Raw genomic sequence first — 19,622 nt, forward strand, 5'->3', positions numbered from 1 at the left:
CCCACCCAGGCCCGCGCTACCAGGCGGCAGAAAGGCACGGGCCGTGGTATCCACGGTCACCACCACCGAGCCGGAGAAGACCTCCCCGGCCTCGTCCCGCCCGGGATACGGACAGCTGCTGCGCACCCGCGGCGCCTGGACCTTCCTGCTCCCCGGCTTCGCGGCGCGCCAGCCGTTCGCGATGCTCACGATCTCCATCGTGCTGCTGGTGCAGCACACCACCGGCTCGTACGGCGCCGCGGGCGCCACCGCGGCCGTCACCGGTGTCTCCATGGCGCTGTTCGCGCCGTACAGCGGCCGCCTCGCCGATCGCCACGGCCAGCGCGCCGTACTGATGCCCGGCATTCTGCTGCACACGGTGTCGGGCCTGTCGCTGACGACGCTCGCGCTGGCGCACGCGCCCCTGTGGGCGCTGTTCCTGGCGGCCGTCCCGACCGGCGCCTCGGTGCCGCAGGTCGGCCCCATGGTGCGTGCGCGCTGGGGCGTGAAGCTGCAGGGCTCGCCCCTGATGACCACCGCGGCGGCGTTCGAGTCGGTCACGGACGAGCTGACCTTCGTCTTCGGTCCGCTGCTGGCGACCGCGCTGTGCACCACCGTGACGCCGGCGGCAGGCCTGGTCACGGAGGGCGCGCTGACCCTCGTCGGCGGTCTGCTGTTCGCCGCGCAGAAGGGCACGCAACCGCCGGTGACCGGTGAGAGCGGGCACGCGCGCGTGCAGCACGCCTCAGCGTTGCGCGTGCCGGGCGTGCGCGTGCTTGCCGTGACCTTCCTCGGTATCGGGTCCGTCTTCGGCGGCATGCAGGTGTCGCTGGCGGCGTTCACGGAGTCGATCGGCGAGCCCGGCCTGAACGGCGTGCTGTACGGCGTCTTCGCCGCCGGAAACATGCTGTCCGGCATCGTCTGCGGCGCGATCGCCTGGAAGACCGCCCCCCAGCGCCGCCTGGTCGTCGGCTACACGGCGCTCGCGATCATCGCGTCCGCCCTGTGGACGGCGCACTCGGTGCTGCTGCTCGCCGGGCTCGGCCTGCTGGTCGGCATGTGCATCGCGCCGGCGCTGATCACCGGCTACACGCTGGTCGAAAGCCTGGTCCCGGCCGGCGCCCGCACGGAGGCCTTCACCTGGCTGACCGGCGCGGTCGCGCTCGGTCAGGCGGCCGCCGTCACGGTCGCCGGTCAGCTGGAGGACCGGCTGTGGGACGGCGCGGGATTCCTGGTGCCGATGGCCGGCACGGTGCTCGCGCTGGCGACCCTGCTGTCGCTGCGATCAAGGCTGGTCACGCGGCAGCAGAACCGCACCGTCGCACGTGGCGTCGGTCACCGCGTGCCGGTGACGGTGGACTGATCCCCGGGAATGCGTCACTATGGACCGTCGTTAGCACTCATTGAGTGAGAGTGCCAGGAGGAAGACAGTGCCGACCTACCAGTACCAGTGCACCGAGTGCGGCGAGGGCCTTGAGGCGGTGCAGAAGTTCAGCGATGACGCCCTGACCGAGTGCCCCAACTGCAGTGGCCGCCTGAAGAAGGTGTTCTCCGCGGTCGGCATCGTCTTCAAGGGCTCCGGCTTCTACCGCAACGACTCCCGCGGCTCCACGTCGAGCAGCAGCCCGGCGTCGAAGTCGTCGAGCACGTCGTCGGCCGGCTCCTCCCCGTCCGACTCCAAGCCGTCCTCGTCGAGCTCCGCCAGCAGCTCCGCGGCCTGACCTCTCTTCCCCGGACCCTGCCGTCGTACGACGGCAGGGTCTTCGGCGTTCAACGGCACCGGCTCCCGCGCTGTTTTGCCGCCCGCTAGTGTGCTGGTCATGGCGAACGCAGAGATCGGCGTAATCGGCGGTTCGGGCTTCTACTCGTTCCTCGACGACGTGACCGAGGTCCAGGTGGACACCCCGTACGGGCCGCCCAGCGACTCCCTCTTCTTCGGCGAGATCGCCGGCCGGCGGGTCGCCTTCCTGCCCCGGCACGGCCGCGGCCACCACCTGCCGCCGCATCGCATCAACTACCGCGCCAACCTGTGGGCGCTCCGCTCCGTCGGCGTACGGCAGGTCCTCGGCCCCTGCGCGGTGGGCGGACTGCGGCCCGAGTACGGCCCCGGCACCCTGCTGGTGCCGGACCAGTTCGTGGACCGTACGAAGTCCCGGGCGCAGACGTACTTCGACGGGTTGCCGCGTCCCGACGGCACCGTGCCGAACGTCGTGCACGTCTCCATGGCCGACCCGTACTGCCCCACCGGGCGGACGGTCGCCCTGAAGGCCGCCCGGGGGCGGGACTGGGAACCGGTGGACGGCGGCACGCTGGTCGTGGTCGAGGGGCCGCGCTTCTCGACGCGCGCCGAATCGTTGTGGCACCAGGCGCAGGGCTGGTCGATCGTGGGCATGACCGGTCACCCCGAAGCGGCGCTCGCCCGGGAACTGGAGCTGTGCTACACGTCGCTGACCCTGGTAACCGACCTGGACGCCGGCGCCGAAACCGGCGAGGGTGTCTCGCACGAAGAGGTGCTGCAGGTCTTCGCGGCGAACGTGGACCGGCTGCGGGGCGTGCTGTTCGACGCGGTGGCGGCACTGCCGGAGACCGGGGCGCGGGACTGTCTGTGCGTGCACGCGCTCGGCGGGATGGACCCCGGCTTCGAGCTGCCGTAACGCACGCGCGAGCAGTTCCCGTGGTGCTGTGCACGAGTCCCGTGGTGCTGTGCACGAGCACCGTCCGGACAAGCACCCTGTGGACAAACAGCGGACGAGCCAGTGGACAACCACGCGGAACTGCCCGTTCGGGTGGGCGAGTTGTCCACAATCCGTCCGTGATCCACCGGCTCCGGCGGGATTCGGCGCGAGGCCTCATCGTGGCATCGCAAGCCGAAATCCTCGTCGCAGGCGGTGATCCCCATGCCTCGGTCCTCGTCGTCCTCGAATCCGTCCCCGACTTCGCCCTGGCCCTCTCCTCCCTTTGCTCGTTCTCCGCGCTCTCGCCCTTCTCCCTCATCCACCCGCTCTCCTTTCCCGCCTCCCCTCCGGCTCCCGCGCCCGCTGGGCACGGATGCCCCGGCCACCTGTGAGGTTCCGCAGTTCCCTCCGGTGCGCGTACGCGGCGGGCGTTACCAGCTGCAGCGGCTCGTACGGCACCGCAGGCGGGCCATCGCGGCCGGCCTCGCGGTGACCGCGGCCGCGCTCGTCGCCGCGGGACCGCACACCGCTCCCGAACCGCACCGCGCGGAACAGGCCCGCGGTCATCCGGTCACAGAGCAGGCACGCCGGCACGCGGCCGTGGAGACGGTGACGGCGCCGGTGCGGATCGCCGACGCGGCCGCGGTCCAGCTTCTACGGCCCGGTGACCGCGTCGACGTGATCGCCGCCGAGGACCCCTCGGCCGGAGGCGTCGCCCGGGTGCTCGCGCGCGGTGTACGGGTGACCAAGGTGCCCGAGCCTGTGGAGGGCGGGGCCGAGAGCGGGGCGCTGGTCGTGTTGTCGGTGCCGCGCGCCACTGCGGCACGGCTCGTCGGCGCGAGCGCCACGGCACGCCTGGCGGTGACGTTGTGCTGAACCGACTCGGACGCTTTCCCGGCGACTTGCTGTCAAGTCGCCGGATCGAGCGATCGGACTGGACACCATGGCCTCATCGTGCCGTAGGTTGCGGAGCGTTTCGTTCCACAACCTGTGCATGCGAGGAGAGTCCCCTAGGTGAGCGCGAAGCAGGAACCGAGCGTCTGGCAGGGTTTCAAGGCCTTCCTGATGCGCGGCAACGTCGTCGATCTGGCAGTCGCGGTGGTCATCGGAGCCGCGTTCACGAACATCGTGAACTCAGTGGTGAAGGGGATCATCAACCCGCTGGTAGGCACGATCGGCACACAGAACCTGGACAACTACAGCACGTGTCTCAGCCCCTCGTGCAAGGGGACGCACGGTATCCAGCTGATGTGGGGCTCCGTTCTCGGCGCCACCCTGACCTTCGTGATCACGGCCGCGGTGGTGTACTTCCTGATGGTGCTGCCGATGTCCAAGTACCTGGCGCGGCAGGAGGCCCGCAAGAAGGCGCAAGCGGGCACGCAGGAGGTCATCGAGGTGACCGAGCTGGAGGTGCTCAAGGAGATCCGCGACGCCTTGGTCGCGCAGCGCGGGTCCGGGCACGACGAGCACTAGCCGCGCTCCTACGGACGGCTCAGAGGTGGTGGGGCGGCTTCTCGTCGAGGAAGCGCTTCAGGTCGGCGGCGCTGCCGCCGTCCGTGCGCTCGCCCCAGCCGCGATCGGTGTCGTCCGAGGACTGCTGGTCCAGCGGGTCGTCGAAGACCAGCGCGGGCTTCGGGTCGCTGGGCTCGGATTCGGGGGCGGCGCTCATGCCTCAAGGGTACGGCCCTGGCCCGAGCGGCCGGGCGGAGTGCTCAACTCGGGCGCAGGCCGGCCTTCCGCCCGAGCCGTCCGGAGACGCCGGCGAGGATGCCGGCTCACACTGCGCGGAGGCCGTGGGCGGTGAAGATGTTCTGGGCCGGCGTGGTCTGGTCGGCCGTGGGGCGCGGGGTGTCGAGGCGTGCTCAGCGGAGTCATCACGCTTCGCCCTCTCGGTCCTCCCGGCCCACACAGGGAGCCGTGGAAGGTGCGGCTGATGACGTCGAGCCGCTGCTCGCGGGGCAGCCGGGAAGCTCACCTGACCTGGGGATTCGTTCGCGACTTTGAATCCACGCCTGTTTGTGAATCCGTTCACAAGATTTTGGGGCGGTTTTCTGCTGTCCTGAGAGGCATGACGTCGAGTTCCGCTCCGGCGCCCGCCTCCCCGGGCGCACCACAGTCCTCCGGACCGCTGCGGCGGCTCACCGCGCGAGGGCGCGACGAGGCGCACCGGGTCTCCTCACCGCTAGAGCTCTTCTTCGACCTGTGTTTCGTCGTGGCGGTCGCGCAGGCGGGTGTGCAACTGGTGCACGCCGTCGCCGAGGGGCATGCGGGCGACGGCATCCTCAACTACGCCATGCAGTTCTTCGCCATCTGGTGGGCCTGGATGAACTTCACCTGGTTCGCCTCGGCGTACGACAACGACGACGCGCTCTACCGGGTCGTCACCCTGGTGCAGATCGCCGGCGTCCTGGTGCTGGCCGCCGGAATCTCCCAGGCCTTTCAGCGTCACGACTACCTGGTGGTCTGGCTCGGCTACCTGATCATGCGGCTGGCGATGGCCGCGCAGTGGCTGAGAGCCGCGAGATCGGCCGAGGGCGCCGAGAGAGCCATGGCGTCGCGGTACGCGTGCGGTGTGCTGCTGTGCCTGGTCGGCTGGCTCGGACTGGTGGTGTTGCCCGGGCCCGCGCGGCCCTGGGTGTTCCTCGTGATGGCGATCGTGGAAATGTGCGTGCCGCTGTTCGCCGAGAAGAACTACGAGACTGCCTGGCATCCCCACCACATCGCCGAACGGTACGGCCTGTTCACCATCATCGTGCTCGGCGAGACGATCTCCGCGGCGACCGTCGCCGTGAAGTCGGCCGTGGACGAGCACGACGCGCTGGGCGAGTTGCTGCCGATCGCGGCGGGCGGGCTCCTGATCGTCTTCTCCGCGTGGTGGATCTACTTCGTTGTGCCCATCCACGGCCATCTGCGCTCCAACGGGCAGGCGTTCCTGTGGGGCTACGGGCACTACCTCATCTTCGCCTCCGCCGCGGCGATCGGCGCCGGCCTGGAGGTGGCCGTGGAACACGCGGTCGGCAAGACCCACATCTCCACGCTGTCCGCGTCCGCAGCCGTGACACTGCCCACGGCGCTGTATCTGCTGACCGTCTGGGGGCTCCACTCAAGGCACTTCAAGGTCGGCATCGCCCAGCAGCTGGTGCTGCCGGTCACGGCGCTGCTGGTGATCTGCTGCACTTTCCTGGGCGACTGGGCCGTGCTCGCGGCGGGGCTCGTGTCCGCGGCCGCGGTCGCGACCGGAGTGACGCTGACGGCGCGTATGACCGGCCGGGAGCGCGCGGCGAGCGCCACCGCGCCGGCCGGCTGAGTCCTCGGCGGCGCTTGCAGGGGCGAGACTGGCGTCCATGACAGTTGACGCAATCACGGACGTCGCCGGAGTGCGGGTGGGGCACGCCACCCGCAGCGGGGACGGCTGGCTCACAGGCACCACGGTCGTCCTCGCTCCGGACGGTGGCGCAGTCGTCGCTGTGGACGTGCGCGGCGGCGGCCCCGGCACCAAGGAGACCGACGCGCTCGACCCGCGCAACGTCGTGACCCGGGTCGACGCGGTGGTGCTGACCGGCGGCAGCGCGTACGGGCTCGACGCGGCGTCCGGTGTGATGGCCTGGCTGGAGGAGCAGCGGCGCGGAGTGCGGGTGGGGGCGGACCCGGCGCATGTCGTGCCGGTCGTGCCCGCCGCGTGCGTCTTCGATCTGGGGCGCGGCGGAGACTTCCGCGCGCGACCGGACGCGGGCACGGGACGCGCGGCGGTGGAGGCCGCAGCGGATACGGCGCCGGGGGCGCGGGTGCCAGAGGGGTGCGTCGGGGCCGGCGCGGGCGCCGTGGCGGGACGGGTCAAGGGCGGGGTGGGCACCGCGAGCACGGTGCTCGACTCGGGGATCACCGTGGCAGCGCTGGCTGTCGTGAACGCTGCGGGGTCGGTGATCGAGCCCGGGACGGGGGCGCTGTACGGGGAGTTGTGTCAGGGGCGGGTGGAGTATCCCGCGGAGAGTGTGCACGAGGCCGCGCGCCGGCGCCTCGACGAAGCCGCCGTCAGGATGGTGCCGCCCCCGCTCAACACGACGCTGGCGGTGGTCGCGACCGACGCGAACCTCTCCAAGGCGCAGGCGCAGAAGCTGGCGGGCACGGCGCACGACGGGATCGCGCGCGCCATTCGGCCGGTGCACCTCTTGCACGACGGTGACACGGTGTTCGCACTGGCGACCGGTGCACGCTCGCTCACCGAACACCCGTTGGAGCTCAATGGGATCCTCGCCGCCGGCGCGGATGTCGTGACGCGCGCGATCGTGCGGGGAGTACGCGCCGCCGAGTCGGTGGACGGGCCGGGCGGGACGTGGCCGTCGTACAGGGAGTTGTACGGGGCGCGGTAAGGGCGGTGAGGGCGCAGGGCCGCGTCTCCACCCGTGCGCACCGCCCGCGTGTCTGTCAACGGTCGGCGTGGCGGGCCGAGTTGGGGCGGCGGTGTGCTTGACGGGGCTAGGGCGGGAGCGGGGGCGGGACCTGCCGGTCGGGCTCGAATTGTCGCGGTTCTGTCACGTGATGGCGTTCACGGGAGCGGGAAGGAACGTCCCCGGCCTCAGTGCCCTCTTTCTCCACGTACTGGAACGGATCACGCACATCACATGTACCTGGAGCAGCTCGTGACAACGCCGGACATTACAGCGCGGCGCGCACTGGGGGCCTGTGCCGCCCTGATGGTCGGCGCCCTCACCCTGACCGCCTGTGGTGGCAGCGCCAATGCGACCAGCGACGGCAAGGGCGGCAAGGACTCCCCCAGGACGTCGACGGCGAACATCGTGATCTCGGCCAAGGACGGTTCGACCGACGCGTCCATCAACGCGACCGGCGTGAAGGTCAGCGGCGGCAAGCTGACCGACGTGAAGATGACCGCGGCAGGGACGGGGCAGGCCGTGGCCGGGGCGATATCGGCGGACGGCAGCAGCTGGAAGCCGAAGGAGCAGTTGGAGCGCGGGACGAAGTACGAGATAGGCGCGACCGCGAAGGACGCGGACGGGCGCACGGCGGCGGCCAACTCCATCTTCACCACCGTCACGTCGGCGAACAGCTTCATCGGCACCTACACGCCGGACAACGGCGCCACGGTCGGGGTGGGCATGCCGGTGTCGTTCACGTTCGACAAGTCGATCACCGACAAGAAGGCCGTGCAGTCGCACATCAAGGTCAACTCCAGTGGTGGTCAGCAGGTGGTCGGGCACTGGTTCGGGGACCGGCGGCTGGACTTCCGGCCGCAGGAGTACTGGAAGGCCGGTTCCAAAGTCACGATGAAGATCGACCTGGACGGGGTCGAGGGGGCGAAGGGCGTCCACGGAGTGCAGAAGAAGACCGTCTCCTTCACCATCGGGCGGTCGCAGGTCTCCACGGTCGACGCCAACACGCAGACGATGACGGTGGTGCGGGACGGCAAGACGATCAAGTCGGTGCCGATCTCCGCGGGCAGCGCGCAGCACACCACCTACAACGGGCAGATGGTGATCTCCGAGAAGTTCGTGCAGACCCGCATGAACGGCTCGACGGTCGGCTTCGGCGGTGAGTACGACATCTCGGACGTGCCGCACGCGATGCGGCTGACGTCGTCGGGGACGTTCATCCACGGCAACTACTGGTACAGCAAGGGCAACCCGCCCTTCGGCCGGCAGGGCACCAGCCACGGCTGCATCGGCCTCGCGGACGAGCAGGGCGCGCAGGGGGCGACCTCGGCCAAGTGGTTCTTCGACAACACGCTCGTCGGGGACGTCGTGATCATGAAGAACTCCCCCGACACGACGGTCGCCCCGGACAACGGGCTCAACGGCTGGAACATGTCGTGGAGCGCCTGGACCGCCGGAAGTGCCGTCTGAACGGGAGCTTTTACGGCAGCTTTTGACGCCACGTGGGGCCGCGCGGGAACTTTTCGCGCGGCCCTCGCGTTTTCCCGGCATACGTTTTCTCGGTTCAGGGACATGATGTCCGACTGAGGGGCTACGGTATGCACCCACAAGGTGACATGCAGCAACGCCGGGAGATGCCTTGAGCGTTCCGTACGAGACGGCAGCGTACGAACCAGCCGAGTCGCCCGAGTCTCCGGAGGAGCATCTCGCGCGACTCCTCGGTCGCGCCCTGAACTCCTTCGAGCTGCCCGACGAAGTGATACGGCAGCTCGACTGCGCGCTGGCGCACGACAGTTCGCTGCACTCGGCGTACCACAGCGCGGGGCTCCACCGGGAGACGTACCGGCACACCTGGCTGCTCGCCGACGGCAGCGCGGTCACGCTGTGGGAGCTCGTGCACAACCCGGTGCCGGGCGCCGCCCCGGAACACGAGGTGTACGTCGACGAGGAAGAACTGCAGACGGCCACCGCGCGAATCGGGCTGCCGCCGGACACGCCGGAGTTCGAGCTGCCCGCGCTGATGCGGCTGTGGGCGATTCCGGAGCCCCGGCACGTATTCGCCTCCGACGACTCGGCGGACCACGCGCGCCGGCTTCTGCGCCGTGCGGAGAATCCGGACCGGCCCGATGCGGAGACGGCGGCACTGCTGGCGACCGCGACCGCGCACGAGATCACGCAGGCCTTCGGGCGCCCGGGGCGCACCGGGCGTGCGCGGCTGAGCTACGCGCTGTACGAGCACGCGTTCCTGCTGCCGGACGACCGTGAGGTCTCCCTGTGGGAGGTCGAGCACACGGCGACGCCGGACGGGCGGCACATGTGCGAGGTGTACATGTCTGAGGACTCGGCCCGGGACGCCATGGAGCGGCGCGCGGCGCGGCAGGGGTAGCGCGCGCAGAGGGGTGCGCCCGGTGTGAAGGGCGCTTTGAGGGTTCGGGGGCCGTTTCTCGTCGTCAGCCGTTGGCGAGTTGCCGTGCCAGGCCCGCGAAGGCGTCCTGCTCGGCGGGGGGCAGTTCGACGGACTCCAGAGCGGGGCCCGTCCGCCTCTGGCGCGGCAGGGCCGGGAGCGCGGTGGTGGGGCGCCGCGAGGGGGTCTGGAGGCCCGTGCGGCGCAGCAGGCGCGTCAGGACGACGGTCCAGGCGACGGCGGCCACGGCGAGGACGGCCACGCCGATCAGCTGGAGAGTCGAGGCGTGCTCAGGCATGCGTCCCAGTACACACCACGGTCCAGGACTGTGGTCCCGGACCGTGACGTATCTCGCAGGTGCCGTGAACAACTCACAGCGAACTAAAGGGACAAGGTGCGGCGGGGCGGTACGCCGGTCAGGCGGCCACGGGCTGCTTGGTCTCCTTCGTCGGGGTGGCCGCGTCCGAGGCGGGGTCGGTGGCCGGGCTCTCGGGGGTCTGCTTGCGCATGCCCTTGAGGAGGACGACCAGCGCGGTGGTGGCGCAGACGCCGGCCGCGATGGCGACGAGGTACAGCAGCGGGTTGCCGATCAGCGGGACGACGAAGATGCCGCCGTGCGGGGCGCGCAGGGTGGCACCGAAGGCCATCGAGAGGGCGCCGGTGAGGGCGCCGCCCACCATGGCGGACGGGATGACCCGCAGCGGGTCCGCCGCGGCGAACGGGATCGCGCCCTCGGAGATGAAGGAGGCCCCGAGGACCCAGGCGGCCTTGCCGTTCTCGCGCTCGGTCTGCGTGAACAGCTTGCCCCGGACGGTGGTGGCCAGGGCCATCGCCAGCGGCGGGACCATGCCGGCCGCCATCACCGCGGCCATGATCTTCATCGCGGAGTCGCTGGGGTTCGAGACGGCGATGCCAGCGGTGGCGAAGGTGTAGGCGACCTTGTTGACCGGACCGCCCAGGTCGAAGCACATCATCAGGCCGAGCAGGGCGCCGAGCAGGATCGCGTTGGTGCCGGTGAGGCCGTTCAGCCAGTCGGTGAGGCCCTTCTGGGCGGTGGCGATGGGCTTGCCGATGACGACGAACATCAGGAAGCCGACGATCGCCGAGGAGATCAGCGGGATCACCACCACCGGCATGATGCCCCTCAGGGCCGCTGGGATGTTGACCCTCTGGATGGCCAGCACCACGCCGCCGGCGACCAGACCGGCCACCAGGCCGCCGAGGAAGCCCGCGTTGATGGTCAGCGAGATCGCGCCGCCCACGAAGCCGGGGACCAGTCCAGGGCGGTCGGCCATGCCGTAGGCGATGTAGCCGGCCAGGACCGGGACCAGGAAACCGAAGGCCACGGCGCCGATCTGGAACATCAGGGCACCCCAGCTGTCGGCCTGGGTCCACACGAAGTGGTCCATCACCGACGGCGCCTTGTTGATCTTGTATCCGCCGATCGCGAATCCCAGGGCGATGAGAAGGCCACCCGCGGCGACGAACGGAACCATGTAGCTCACGCCGCTCATCAGCCACTTGCGGAGCCTGGTGCCGTATCCCTCGGTGGAGTCGCCCGCACGCTCGACCGGTGTGCTGCCCGACGCGGGCGCCAGGGCGCTCGTCTCGCCGCGCGCCGCCTTCTCACGGACCTCCGTGATGAGTTCGGCGGGTCGGTTGATCCCGGCCTTCACTCCGACGTCGACGGTGGGCTTGCCGGCGAAGCGGTCCTTGTCGCGTACGGGGACGTCGTGCGCGAAGATCACACCGTCCGCCGCGGCGATCACCGCCGGGTCCAGCCGGGTGAAGCCGGCCGAGCCCTGCGTCTCGACGATGAGTTCGACGCCCACCTCGCGTCCCGCGTTCTCCAGGGACTCGGCTGCCATGTAGGTATGCGCGATGCCGGTCGGGCAGGACGTGACGGCGACGATACGGAAGGGGCGCTCGCCGGAGTCCGAGACGGAGCCGGCGCCCGCCGGGGTTTCCTGCGCCGGGGCGGATGCGCCCGGCGCCTGCGCCGTAGTGGCCGCCGCGGCGCCGGCGGAGGCCGCCACCGGCGCCGCAGCGGTGTCTTGGGAGACGCCCGCCTCGCTCGTAGCGCTCACGGCGCCCTGAGCAGCGGTCGTCGAGCCGGTCGCGCCCGCGCTGACGTCCGCGCCCTCCCCCGCGGCCGACGGCGCCTGCGGCGCGCTCGGGGTCTCGTCCCCGCGGATCAGCGCCGCCGCCGTCTCCGCGTCGGTCGCCGCGCGCAGGGCCGAGGTGAAGTTGGTGTTCATCAGCTGGCGGGCCAGTGAGGAGAGGATCGTGAGGTGGGCGTCGTCGGCGCCGGCCGGGGCCGCGATCAGGAAGATCAGGTCGGCCGGGCCGTCCGGGGCGCCGAAGTCGATGCCTGCGGCGCTGCGGCCGAAGGCGAGGGTCGGCTCGGTGACGTGGGCGCTGCGGCAGTGCGGGATGCCGATGCCGCCGTCGAGGCCGGTCGGCATCTGGGCCTCGCGGGCGGCCACGTCGGCGAGGAAGCCCTCCAGATCGGTCACCCGGCCCTGGGCCACCATGCGTTCGGCGAGGGCGCGTGCCGCCGCTTCCTTGGTGTCGGCCGACAGGTCGAGGTCGACCAGGTCCGCCGTGATCATGTCGCTCATCGCGGGCTCCTATGCACGCGTATCGCCCGGGGAGAGGGGTGGGCGGAGATGGGGACGGGGGTGCTGTGGGGGGAGGCGGTGGGGATGGCGGCCGTGGGGAGTGACGGGGAGTCCCGCCATGGCCGGGTCGGGGTGGGCGTGAGGGACCGGATCACGGGGGTCATGACACGGGCTCCGTCAGTTCGCGGTCGAGGGGGATCTCGGCCGTGACGGTCACCGCCGCCGGGTCCAGGTCGGTGGGGGTCGGCATGACGCTGCCGGGGAGCTGGACGGCGGCGGCGCCGTGGGCGACGGCGGAGGCGAGGGCCTCGGGGCCGGTGCCGCCGGCGATCAGGAAGCCGGCGAGGGAGGAGTCGCCGGCGCCGACATTACTGCGGACGGTGTCCACGTCGGCGGTGGCGAACCAGGCGCCCGTGTCCTCCACGAGGAGCTGCCCGTCGGCGCCCAGGCTCGCGAGCACGGCGCGTGCGCCCATGCCGCGCACCTCCTCGGCCGCCTTCAGCGCGTCGCCCACGGTCGCCAGGGGGCGCCCGACGGCTTCCGCGAGCTCCTGGGCGTTGGGCTTCACCACGTCCGGCCGCGCGCGCAGCGCCTCCAGCAGCGCACGCCCAGAGGTGTCCATCGCGATGCGCGCGCCCCCCGCGTGCGCCTCCGTGACCACATCGGCGTACCACGAGGGCGCGAGCCCCCGGGGCAGGCTCCCGCAGCACGCGATCCAGTCGGCATCGCGGGAGTGCTCGCGGACGGTGACCAGGAGCAGGGCCTGCTCGGCCGCGGAGAGCTCCGGACCCGGCGCGTTGATCTTGGTGAGCACCCCGTCGGACTCGGCGAGCGCGATGTTGGAACGGGTGGCTCCGGCGATCGGGACCGGCGCGACCTCGATGCCCTGCGCGTCGAGCAGATCGGCGATGAGCGCCCCCGGAGCACCACCCAGGGGCAGAACGGCAACCGTGCGCCGCCCGGCGGCCGCGACGGCGCGCGAGACGTTCACGCCCTTGCCGCCGGGGTCCATACGCTCGGTGTCGGCACGGATGACCTCGCCGCGCTTCAGGGCCTGGACCTCGTAGGTGCGGTCCAGGGAGGGGTTGGGGGTGACGGTGAGGATCATGCGCGCACTACTTCCGTGCCGCCGCGCTCGATCGCGGCGGCGTCTTCGGGGCTCAGCCCGCTGTCGGTGATCAGCAGGTCCACATCGCTCAGGTCACCGAAGCGGGCGAAGTGCTCCTGACCGTGCTTGGCGGAGTCGGCCAGCAGTACGACGCGCCGGGCGGCGGCGACGGCGGCCCGCTTGACCGCGGCCTCGGCGAGGTCCGGGGTGGTCAGACCGTGCTCGGCGGAGAAGCCGTTCGCCGCCACGAACAGCACGTCGGCGCGGATCTCCCCGTACGCGCGGAGCGCCCAGGCGTCCACGGCGGCGCGCGTGCGGTGGCGTACGCGCCCCCCGACCAGATGGAGCTGGATGCCGGGGTGGTCGGCGAGGCGGGCGGCGATGGGGAGGCTGTGCGTGACGACGGTCAGGGAGGCCTCCAGCGGGATCGCGGCGGCGACCCGGGCGACCGTCGTACCGGCGTCGAGGATCATCGTGCCCTCGGTCGGGAGTTCGGCGAGGGCGGCCTTGGCGATGCGGTCCTTCTCGTCGGCGGCGGTGGACTCGCGCTCGGCGAGGTCCGGTTCGAAGTCGAGGCGGCCGACCGGGATGGCACCGCCGTGCACCCGGCGGACGAGACCGGCGCGGTCGAGGGCCTTCAGATCACGGCGGATCGTTTCCGCGGTGACCTGGAACTCCTCGGCGAGCGACAGCACGTCCACCCGGCCGCCGTCACGGGCGAGCCGGAGGATCTCCTGCTGCCGTTCCGGTGCGTACATGTCGTTGGCCTCCGCCTCGGTGTCCGTTCGTGGTGCCCGTTCCTGGCGTCCGTTCACTTCCGAGTGATGCCCGAACGTGTGGTTTCACTGCGAGGCTACGCCCGGATTTCTGGAAAGTAAACAGGTTCGGATTCCAATCGGGCACGAACGGACTTCCGACCCTGCGCGGAGGGTCCTGCGGAGGGTTCACGCGGACAGCGCGAGGGCCCGGCACCTGGTCGGTGCCGGGCCCTCGTCGTGCCTGGTCAGGGCACCAGTTCGGGTTCCTTCTGCAGCACCGGCGGCTCGGCGTCCACCGCCCCCTCGACATGCTGCGCGGGCCGCTTCGGCAGGGCGGACATCAGCAGGAAGATCGCGCCCATGATCCCGGCGACCCACCACAGCGCGTACTGGAAAGCGTGCACGAAGGCCGGGCCGACCTGCGCCGGGGCCAGTCGGTCGCCGATCTCGCCGAAGAACACGACCGACACGAGGCCCAGGCCGAGCGCGTTGCCCATCTGCTGCACCGTGTTGATCAGCCCGGACGCGGAACCGGCGTGCTCGCGCGGCACCTCCGAGAGCACCGCGTCGGTCAGCGGGGCGACGATCAGCCCCATGCCGGCGCCCATCACGACCAGCGGCAGCGCCATCTGCCAGGAGGCGATGGCGAGGCCGTACCGGTGCGCCTCCCACAGATAGAGCAGCACACCCGCGCCCATCACCAGCGCGCCCGCCTGGAGCACCTTCCGCCCGAACTTCGGGACCAGCTTCTGCACCGACATCCCGGCCGCAGTCGACACCGAGAGGGAGAACGGTACGCCGGTGAGCCCGGCCCGCAGCGGGGTCCAGCCCAGGCCGATCTGCATGTACAGCGTCCAGACCAGGAAGAAGATGCCGAGCGCGACACCGAAGACGGTCTGTACGGCGATGCCCGCGGCGAAGCTCTTCACCCGGAAGAGGGACAGCTCGATGAGCGGGGAACCGTCGCCGGCCGCCTTCCGTTTTTCGTACGACACCAGCGCCACGAAGACGACGAGCGCACCGGCCATGCAGCCGTACCCCCACAGCGGCCAGCCCAGCTCGCGGCCGCGCGTGAGCGGGTACAGCAGCATCAGCAGGCCGAGCGAGACCAGGGCGACACCGACGAGGTCAAGCTTCAGGGCCTTGGGGGCCTTCGATTCCGTGATGAAGCGGCGGCCCAGGATCCAGGCCAGGACGCCTACAGGGAGGTTGATGAGGAAGATGGGCCGCCATTCGAGGCCGAACAGGTTCCACTCCGTCAGCAGCGCGCCCAGCAGCGGGCCGGAGACCGCGCCCAGACCGACGACCGCGCCGAACATGCCGAACACCTTGCCGCGTTCATGGGCCGGGAAGGTGGCGTGCACGATCGACAGCACCTGCGGCACCATCATCGCCGCCATACCGCCCTGCAGGAGGCGCGAGGCGACCAGCATCTCCGGGTTCGCGGCGAAGCCGCACAGGGCGGAGGCGAGGGTGAATCCGCCGATGCCGATGAGGAACAGCCGTTTGCGGCCATGGATGTCGCCGAGACGGCCGCCGGTGATCAGACCGGCGGCGAAGGCCAGGGCGTAGCCCGCGGTTATCCACTGGATCTGGCTGACCGAGGCGTCCGCGCTCCGCTGGATGGACGGGATGGCGATGTTGACGATCGTCACGTCGACCAGGTCCATGAAGGCTGCGGTCATGACGATCGCCAGAGCCAGCCAGCGGGTTCGGTCGGGTGAACGGTCGGGCAGCGCCGTGGGGGCTCCCGAGTCGTCCCGGCCGCCCGTCGTCTGCGGCTTGTCGCGCTCAGCGGCGGGTCCGCTGATGGACGCAGTCCCGCGATCCTTGAGGGTGTTGTCGTCGTGCGAAGTCATGACATGAAGGTAGGACGCGATTAGGTCAGATTGTGTCCTAGTCGTGCGGCATGCTCGTAGGTATGACTACCGACACACCCGCCCGGGTGCTGCAGCTGCTCTCGCTCCTCCAGACGCCTCGCGAGTGGCCCGGTGGGGAGCTGGCCGAGCGGCTCGGGGTGTCGCGTCGTACCGTGCGGCGGGACATCGACCGGCTGCGGGAGCTGGGGTATCCGGTTCAGGCCACCAAGGGTGCGGACGGCGGGTACCGGCTGGTCGCGGGCAAGGCGATGCCGCCGCTGGTGCTGGACGACGAGGAGGCGGTGGCGATCGCGGTGGGCCTGAGGGCCGGTGCCGGGCATGCGGTGGAGGGCGTGGACGAGGCGTCCGTACGAGCCCTGGCCAAGCTGGAGCAGGTGCTGCCGGCCCGGCTGCGCCACCGGGTTTCCACGCTGCAGGCGGCGACAACTTCGCTGACCAGCGGGGACGGACCGAGCATCGCGCCGGAGACGCTGACCGTCATGGCCTCGACGGTGGCGGGGCACGAGCGGCTGCGGTTCGCCTACCGCGACAAGGACGACAGCGAGTCGCGGCGGCTGACCGAGCCGCATCGGCTGGTGTCGACCGGGCGACGCTGGTATCTCGTCGCCTACGACCTCGACCGCGCCGACTGGCGCACCTTCCGGGTGGACCGGGTGAGGGAGCCGTTCGCGACCGGAGTCCGGTTCGCGCCACGGGAGTTGCCGACGGGCAGCGCCGCCGAGTATCTGCGGCGGTCCATCCATCGGCGACAGGAGACGTATGAGTTCGCGGTGCGGTTCGCCGCGCCGGCGGCGCAGGTCTCCACACGGGTGCCGGCCTGGCTCGGGGTGCCGGAAGACGACGGCAAGGGCGGTTGCGTCCTGCGGGGCACCTCCGGCGAACCCGTGGAGTGGCTGGCGATGCGGCTGGCGATGGCGGGGTGCGAGTTCGCGGTGCGAAGGCCGGGTGAACTGGCTGAATGCGTACGGGAGTTGGGGGGACGGCTGAGTCGGGCGGGTGGTTGAGCCGGGTGAGGTGTGAGTCGGGTGGGTGATTGAGTCGGGTGGGTCGTCGAGCCGTGCGGGAGGTGAGTCGGGCGAGGGTTGGGGCAGGCCCGTGGGGCGGCCGATCCTGAGGCCCCGGTAGTTTCGGCCTGCGTGAGGTCCCCGGCTGGGGCGAACTAGCGCCCCGGCAGGCAACGTTTGCCCGTCAAGGAGCGGCGTCCGGTGCGTGCTCTGGGGGTCCCCCCGGCCGAAGGCTGGGGGAGTGCCGGCCGGAGGCCGTACCCGATGGGCTGGGCGTACGTGGGCTTTCGGCCGGTGCGGCGAGAGGGCGTGCCGGGCGTCACGACGGGGCGAACGTCGCCTGTTGGGGCACTAGGTGTCGTCCTGGGTTTGCCCGCCCCATCCGAAGCCCCGCAAGGATCCGAGGTTGTGCAGCGCCAGGGCTGCGGGGCCTTCGGGGCCGGTGGGCGGGGAGGAGGTAGCGGCCCAGGACTCCACGGCCACGCGGACTGCCGCGCCGGCGACAGCCGCGGCGAAGCGGAGGTCCGGGGTGATCGGCCCGGGGGGTGTGGACGGTGTGGGACACGGGGCAACGTTGTCGTTCGCTTCGCGTCCTACGCGTCCATCGTGGCCTCCCCGGCCTCCGGATTCTTCGCGGTCTTTGGCCGCCTCGGCTCCGCCGGCTCCGCTTGTGCCAACTTCACTACTCTTTGGGCCAGTTGACCGGGACATCAGGATCTCGGCCAGGGTCCGGTCCGACTCCTGGCACACCTCGGCCCAGACCTTGCGCAGGGCGGGGCTGGCGTCGGCCAGGCGGATGAGGGTGCGGACCCATTCCCAGGACGCCGCCGACACACCGGCACCGGGGGTGAGGGTGTGGTGGACGGCGTGTTCCAGGGCCTCCGGGACGGTGAGGTGGGCCGGGGCCGCACGGACGGCTTCCGCCCAGCACCGGGCGCCCGCCGCGTAGAGAGGGGCGACCGCTTCCTCCTTGGTGGCGAAGTAGCGGTAGAACGTACGCGGTGCGATGCCCGCGGCCTGGGCGATGTCCTCGGCGCGGGTGGCCCGCAGGCCCTGGCGGACGAACAGGGCGGCCGCCGCGCGGGCGATCTCCGTCCGGGTCTCGGCCTTCCGGCGCTCGGTCAGCGAGACCGGCGCGGAAGCGGGAAACTGCTGGTGGGCGGGGCTGGGGGTGGTGCTCACTCCGGCAGGCTATGCCCATGTGGCAGAATCTGCCATCCGGCGGTCCACCCCGGGGTTCAGGTACGGGGTGGGCCGCCATTCCAAGTTCCAGGTTCCGGCAGCGCCCCATCACCCGCGAGGACTTGAGTCTCCCCCAGGGGGAGACCGGAAGGTGGGGCTCATGCATGGCGGCATCTCGTACTCGATCGGTGAACTGGCCCGGTGTACCGGGCTGTCGGTCAAGACCATCCGCTTCTACTCGGATCAGGGCCTCGTGGTGCCGGTGAGCCGCACCGCGGCCGGATACCGCCGTTACGCCCCCGACGCCGTCGCCCGGCTCGCGCTCGTGCGAACGCTGCGCGAACTGGGCCTCGGCCTGGTGGTGATCCGGCGGATCGTGGACCGACCGTTCGACCTCGGCCGGGTCGCGGCCGAGCAGGCCGCCGCGCTGGACGTGCAGATCAGTGTGCTGCGCCTGCGCCGGGCGGTGCTCTCCGCCGTGGCCGCCCGGCGTGAGCCGAGCCTTGAGGAGATGGAAATCATGCACCGGTTGGCGACCCTGTCCGAGGCGGAACGGCGCCGTCTGATGGACGGTTTCCTCGACTCCGTCTTCACCGCGCCCACCGCGCCCGACTCACCGGAGGCCACAGCGCCCGGCTCACCGGAGGCCGCCGCGTCCGGCTCATCGCAGGCCGATGTCACCGACCCGCCGCCGCCGGAGGCTTACGTGACCGACGCGCCTGGGCCCTACGTACCTCACCCTTCCGAAGCCGCCCTGCGGCGTTCCCTCACGCCCGAACTGCCCGGCGACCCGACAGAGGAGCAGGTGGCGGCCTGGGTGGAGCTGGCCGAGCTGTCGCTCGACGACGGGTTCCGGGCCGCCCTACGACGCCTGGTCCAGGACCATGCCGGGCACCGGCCCGGGCACGAGGGCGGAGACAAGGGCGGGGGCGGCAGGCCGCCCGTTCCGGACCTCGTCGCCGTCACCCGAGATGTCGTCGACACCGCCTTGGCCTCCGGTACCAGGCCCGAGGCCCCGGAGGCGGATCCCGTCGTCGCGGACCTGATCACCCGGTGCGCCCTCGTCTCCGGACACCCCCGCCACACCTCGCCGCGCGAGTCGCCCGAGTCGCCCGAGTGGCTGCTCCGGCGTCTGCAGGCCGCCCGCGACCCCCGCCGGGACACCTATCTCCGTCTGCTGGCCCTCGTCAACGGCTGGCCGGCTCCGCAACCGGTGACCCCGGTGATCGACTGGGCGGCCACGGCGCTGCGCGCACGGGCGGCTGTCTGACGGAAAAGGGCGGCCGGGAACAGCCCCCAACGGTCAGGCAGCACCGAGCAGTTGGCCAGAACCTCAGCCCTTTGACGGCCCTATGGGCACCCTGCGAACGCCGACACAGAAGAAGCCGGGCTTCGGCACCCGGGGGGACAGGTGCCGAAGCCCGACTTGGGAAGGTCCCGGCGCCGGGGGGGATTGCGTCGGGACGTGGCTGGGGGTGGGGTGGGTCGTGCAGGACGAGCGCGTGGGGTCGGCCGGTCTGTTCGGTGCGGTGCGGTGCGGTGCGGTGGGGGGAGTGCGATTCCCTGGGCCTGGCTGCTGCTGGACCCGGAGAGGTTGTTCCCGCGGGTCCGGGACTTGAAGCG

At 71.3% G+C, this 19,622-nt stretch carries 19 protein-coding genes; 12 read left to right on the plus strand and 7 right to left on the minus strand.

Going from position 1 to position 19,622, the window contains the following annotated elements; genetic code table 11:
* The first annotated feature begins 43 nt into the window (after positions 1 to 43).
* The 6 genes from AV521_RS23280 (at position 44) to mscL (ending at position 4,127) form a co-directional block, all read left to right on the plus strand.
* Complete coding sequence (locus AV521_RS23280) at positions 44 to 1,342, plus strand: MFS transporter (RefSeq protein WP_076090423.1); 1,299 nt, start codon at positions 44 to 46, stop codon at positions 1,340 to 1,342.
* A gap of 67 nt (positions 1,343 to 1,409) precedes the next feature.
* Positions 1,410 to 1,700, plus strand: a complete 291-nt coding sequence (locus AV521_RS23285; protein WP_076090424.1) for an FmdB family zinc ribbon protein — start codon at positions 1,410 to 1,412, stop codon at positions 1,698 to 1,700.
* 99 nt (positions 1,701 to 1,799) lie between these two features.
* Complete coding sequence (locus tag AV521_RS23290; protein ID WP_076090425.1) at positions 1,800 to 2,633, plus strand: S-methyl-5'-thioadenosine phosphorylase; 834 nt, start codon at positions 1,800 to 1,802, stop codon at positions 2,631 to 2,633.
* Between the two features lie 200 nt (positions 2,634 to 2,833).
* Positions 2,834 to 3,046: a hypothetical protein gene (locus AV521_RS49395; protein ID WP_179023304.1), complete on the plus strand. Its 213-nt coding sequence runs from the start codon at positions 2,834 to 2,836 to the stop codon at positions 3,044 to 3,046.
* Between the two features lie 19 nt (positions 3,047 to 3,065).
* On the plus strand, positions 3,066 to 3,530 hold the full coding sequence (locus tag AV521_RS23295) for a hypothetical protein (protein ID WP_371917057.1): 465 nt from the start codon (positions 3,066 to 3,068) through the stop codon (positions 3,528 to 3,530).
* Between the two features lie 138 nt (positions 3,531 to 3,668).
* Positions 3,669 to 4,127, plus strand: coding sequence for a large conductance mechanosensitive channel protein MscL (mscL, locus tag AV521_RS23300; RefSeq protein WP_076090426.1), 459 nt, complete (start codon positions 3,669 to 3,671; stop codon positions 4,125 to 4,127).
* 19 nt (positions 4,128 to 4,146) lie between these two features.
* Here the strand turns inward: mscL and AV521_RS47805 are convergent, their stop codons facing one another.
* Positions 4,147 to 4,323 carry a hypothetical protein gene (locus AV521_RS47805; protein WP_107480984.1) on the minus strand — a complete coding sequence of 59 codons (177 nt, stop codon included), beginning with the start codon at positions 4,321 to 4,323 and terminating at the stop codon, positions 4,147 to 4,149.
* Between the two features lie 399 nt (positions 4,324 to 4,722).
* On the opposite strand from AV521_RS47805, the gene AV521_RS23305 reads away from it, so the two are divergent.
* The 4 genes from AV521_RS23305 to AV521_RS23320 all read left to right on the plus strand — a co-directional run bounded on the left by AV521_RS23305 (position 4,723) and on the right by AV521_RS23320 (position 9,428).
* Positions 4,723 to 5,961: a low temperature requirement protein A gene (locus AV521_RS23305; protein ID WP_076090427.1), complete on the plus strand. Its 1,239-nt coding sequence runs from the start codon at positions 4,723 to 4,725 to the stop codon at positions 5,959 to 5,961.
* 37 nt (positions 5,962 to 5,998) lie between these two features.
* On the plus strand, positions 5,999 to 7,024 hold the full coding sequence (locus AV521_RS23310) for a P1 family peptidase (RefSeq protein WP_179023322.1): 1,026 nt from the start codon (positions 5,999 to 6,001) through the stop codon (positions 7,022 to 7,024).
* 252 nt (positions 7,025 to 7,276) lie between these two features.
* The gene (locus AV521_RS23315; RefSeq protein ID WP_179023324.1) at positions 7,277 to 8,512 is read left to right on the plus strand and encodes an Ig-like domain-containing protein; all 1,236 of its coding nucleotides are present in this window, start codon (positions 7,277 to 7,279) and stop codon (positions 8,510 to 8,512) included.
* Positions 8,513 to 8,681: 169 nt separating this feature from the next.
* Complete coding sequence (locus AV521_RS23320) at positions 8,682 to 9,428, plus strand: DUF6227 family protein (RefSeq protein ID WP_076090428.1); 747 nt, start codon at positions 8,682 to 8,684, stop codon at positions 9,426 to 9,428.
* 64 nt (positions 9,429 to 9,492) lie between these two features.
* Here AV521_RS23320 and AV521_RS23325 read toward each other — a convergent pair whose 3' ends face one another.
* The 5 genes from AV521_RS23325 to AV521_RS23345 all read right to left on the minus strand — a co-directional run bounded on the left by AV521_RS23325 (position 9,493) and on the right by AV521_RS23345 (position 15,618).
* Positions 9,493 to 9,744, minus strand: a complete 252-nt coding sequence (locus AV521_RS23325; protein ID WP_076090429.1) for a hypothetical protein — start codon at positions 9,742 to 9,744, stop codon at positions 9,493 to 9,495.
* Between the two features lie 118 nt (positions 9,745 to 9,862).
* Positions 9,863 to 12,067 carry a fructose-specific PTS transporter subunit EIIC gene (locus AV521_RS23330; RefSeq protein ID WP_076090430.1) on the minus strand — a complete coding sequence of 735 codons (2,205 nt, stop codon included), beginning with the start codon at positions 12,065 to 12,067 and terminating at the stop codon, positions 9,863 to 9,865.
* Positions 12,068 to 12,227: 160 nt separating this feature from the next.
* Positions 12,228 to 13,175 (minus strand): 1-phosphofructokinase, encoded by a 948-nt coding sequence (pfkB, locus tag AV521_RS23335; RefSeq protein ID WP_076090431.1) that lies wholly within the window; start codon positions 13,173 to 13,175, stop codon positions 12,228 to 12,230.
* Entirely contained in the window at positions 13,172 to 13,933 is a 762-nt protein-coding gene (locus AV521_RS23340) for a DeoR/GlpR family DNA-binding transcription regulator (protein WP_076090541.1), read from the minus strand. The genes pfkB and AV521_RS23340 overlap by 4 nt, the downstream gene beginning before the upstream one ends.
* Before the next feature lie 245 nt (positions 13,934 to 14,178).
* Positions 14,179 to 15,618: an MFS transporter gene (locus AV521_RS23345; RefSeq protein ID WP_256725660.1), complete on the minus strand. Its 1,440-nt coding sequence runs from the start codon at positions 15,616 to 15,618 to the stop codon at positions 14,179 to 14,181.
* A gap of 236 nt (positions 15,619 to 15,854) precedes the next feature.
* Between AV521_RS23345 and AV521_RS23350 the strand changes: the two genes are divergently transcribed.
* Positions 15,855 to 16,817, plus strand: a complete 963-nt coding sequence (locus AV521_RS23350; protein ID WP_179023326.1) for a YafY family protein — start codon at positions 15,855 to 15,857, stop codon at positions 16,815 to 16,817.
* Between the two features lie 351 nt (positions 16,818 to 17,168).
* Here AV521_RS23350 and AV521_RS23355 read toward each other — a convergent pair whose 3' ends face one another.
* Complete coding sequence (locus AV521_RS23355; protein WP_076090545.1) at positions 17,169 to 17,942, minus strand: TetR/AcrR family transcriptional regulator; 774 nt, start codon at positions 17,940 to 17,942, stop codon at positions 17,169 to 17,171.
* 217 nt (positions 17,943 to 18,159) lie between these two features.
* On the opposite strand from AV521_RS23355, the gene AV521_RS48700 reads away from it, so the two are divergent.
* Complete coding sequence (locus AV521_RS48700) at positions 18,160 to 19,269, plus strand: MerR family transcriptional regulator (protein ID WP_079249368.1); 1,110 nt, start codon at positions 18,160 to 18,162, stop codon at positions 19,267 to 19,269.
* Positions 19,270 to 19,622: the final 353 nt, after the last annotated feature.

The sequence above is a fragment of the Streptomyces sp. IMTB 2501 genome (assembly GCF_001953885.1).
Lineage (GTDB): Bacteria > Actinomycetota > Actinomycetes > Streptomycetales > Streptomycetaceae > Streptomyces.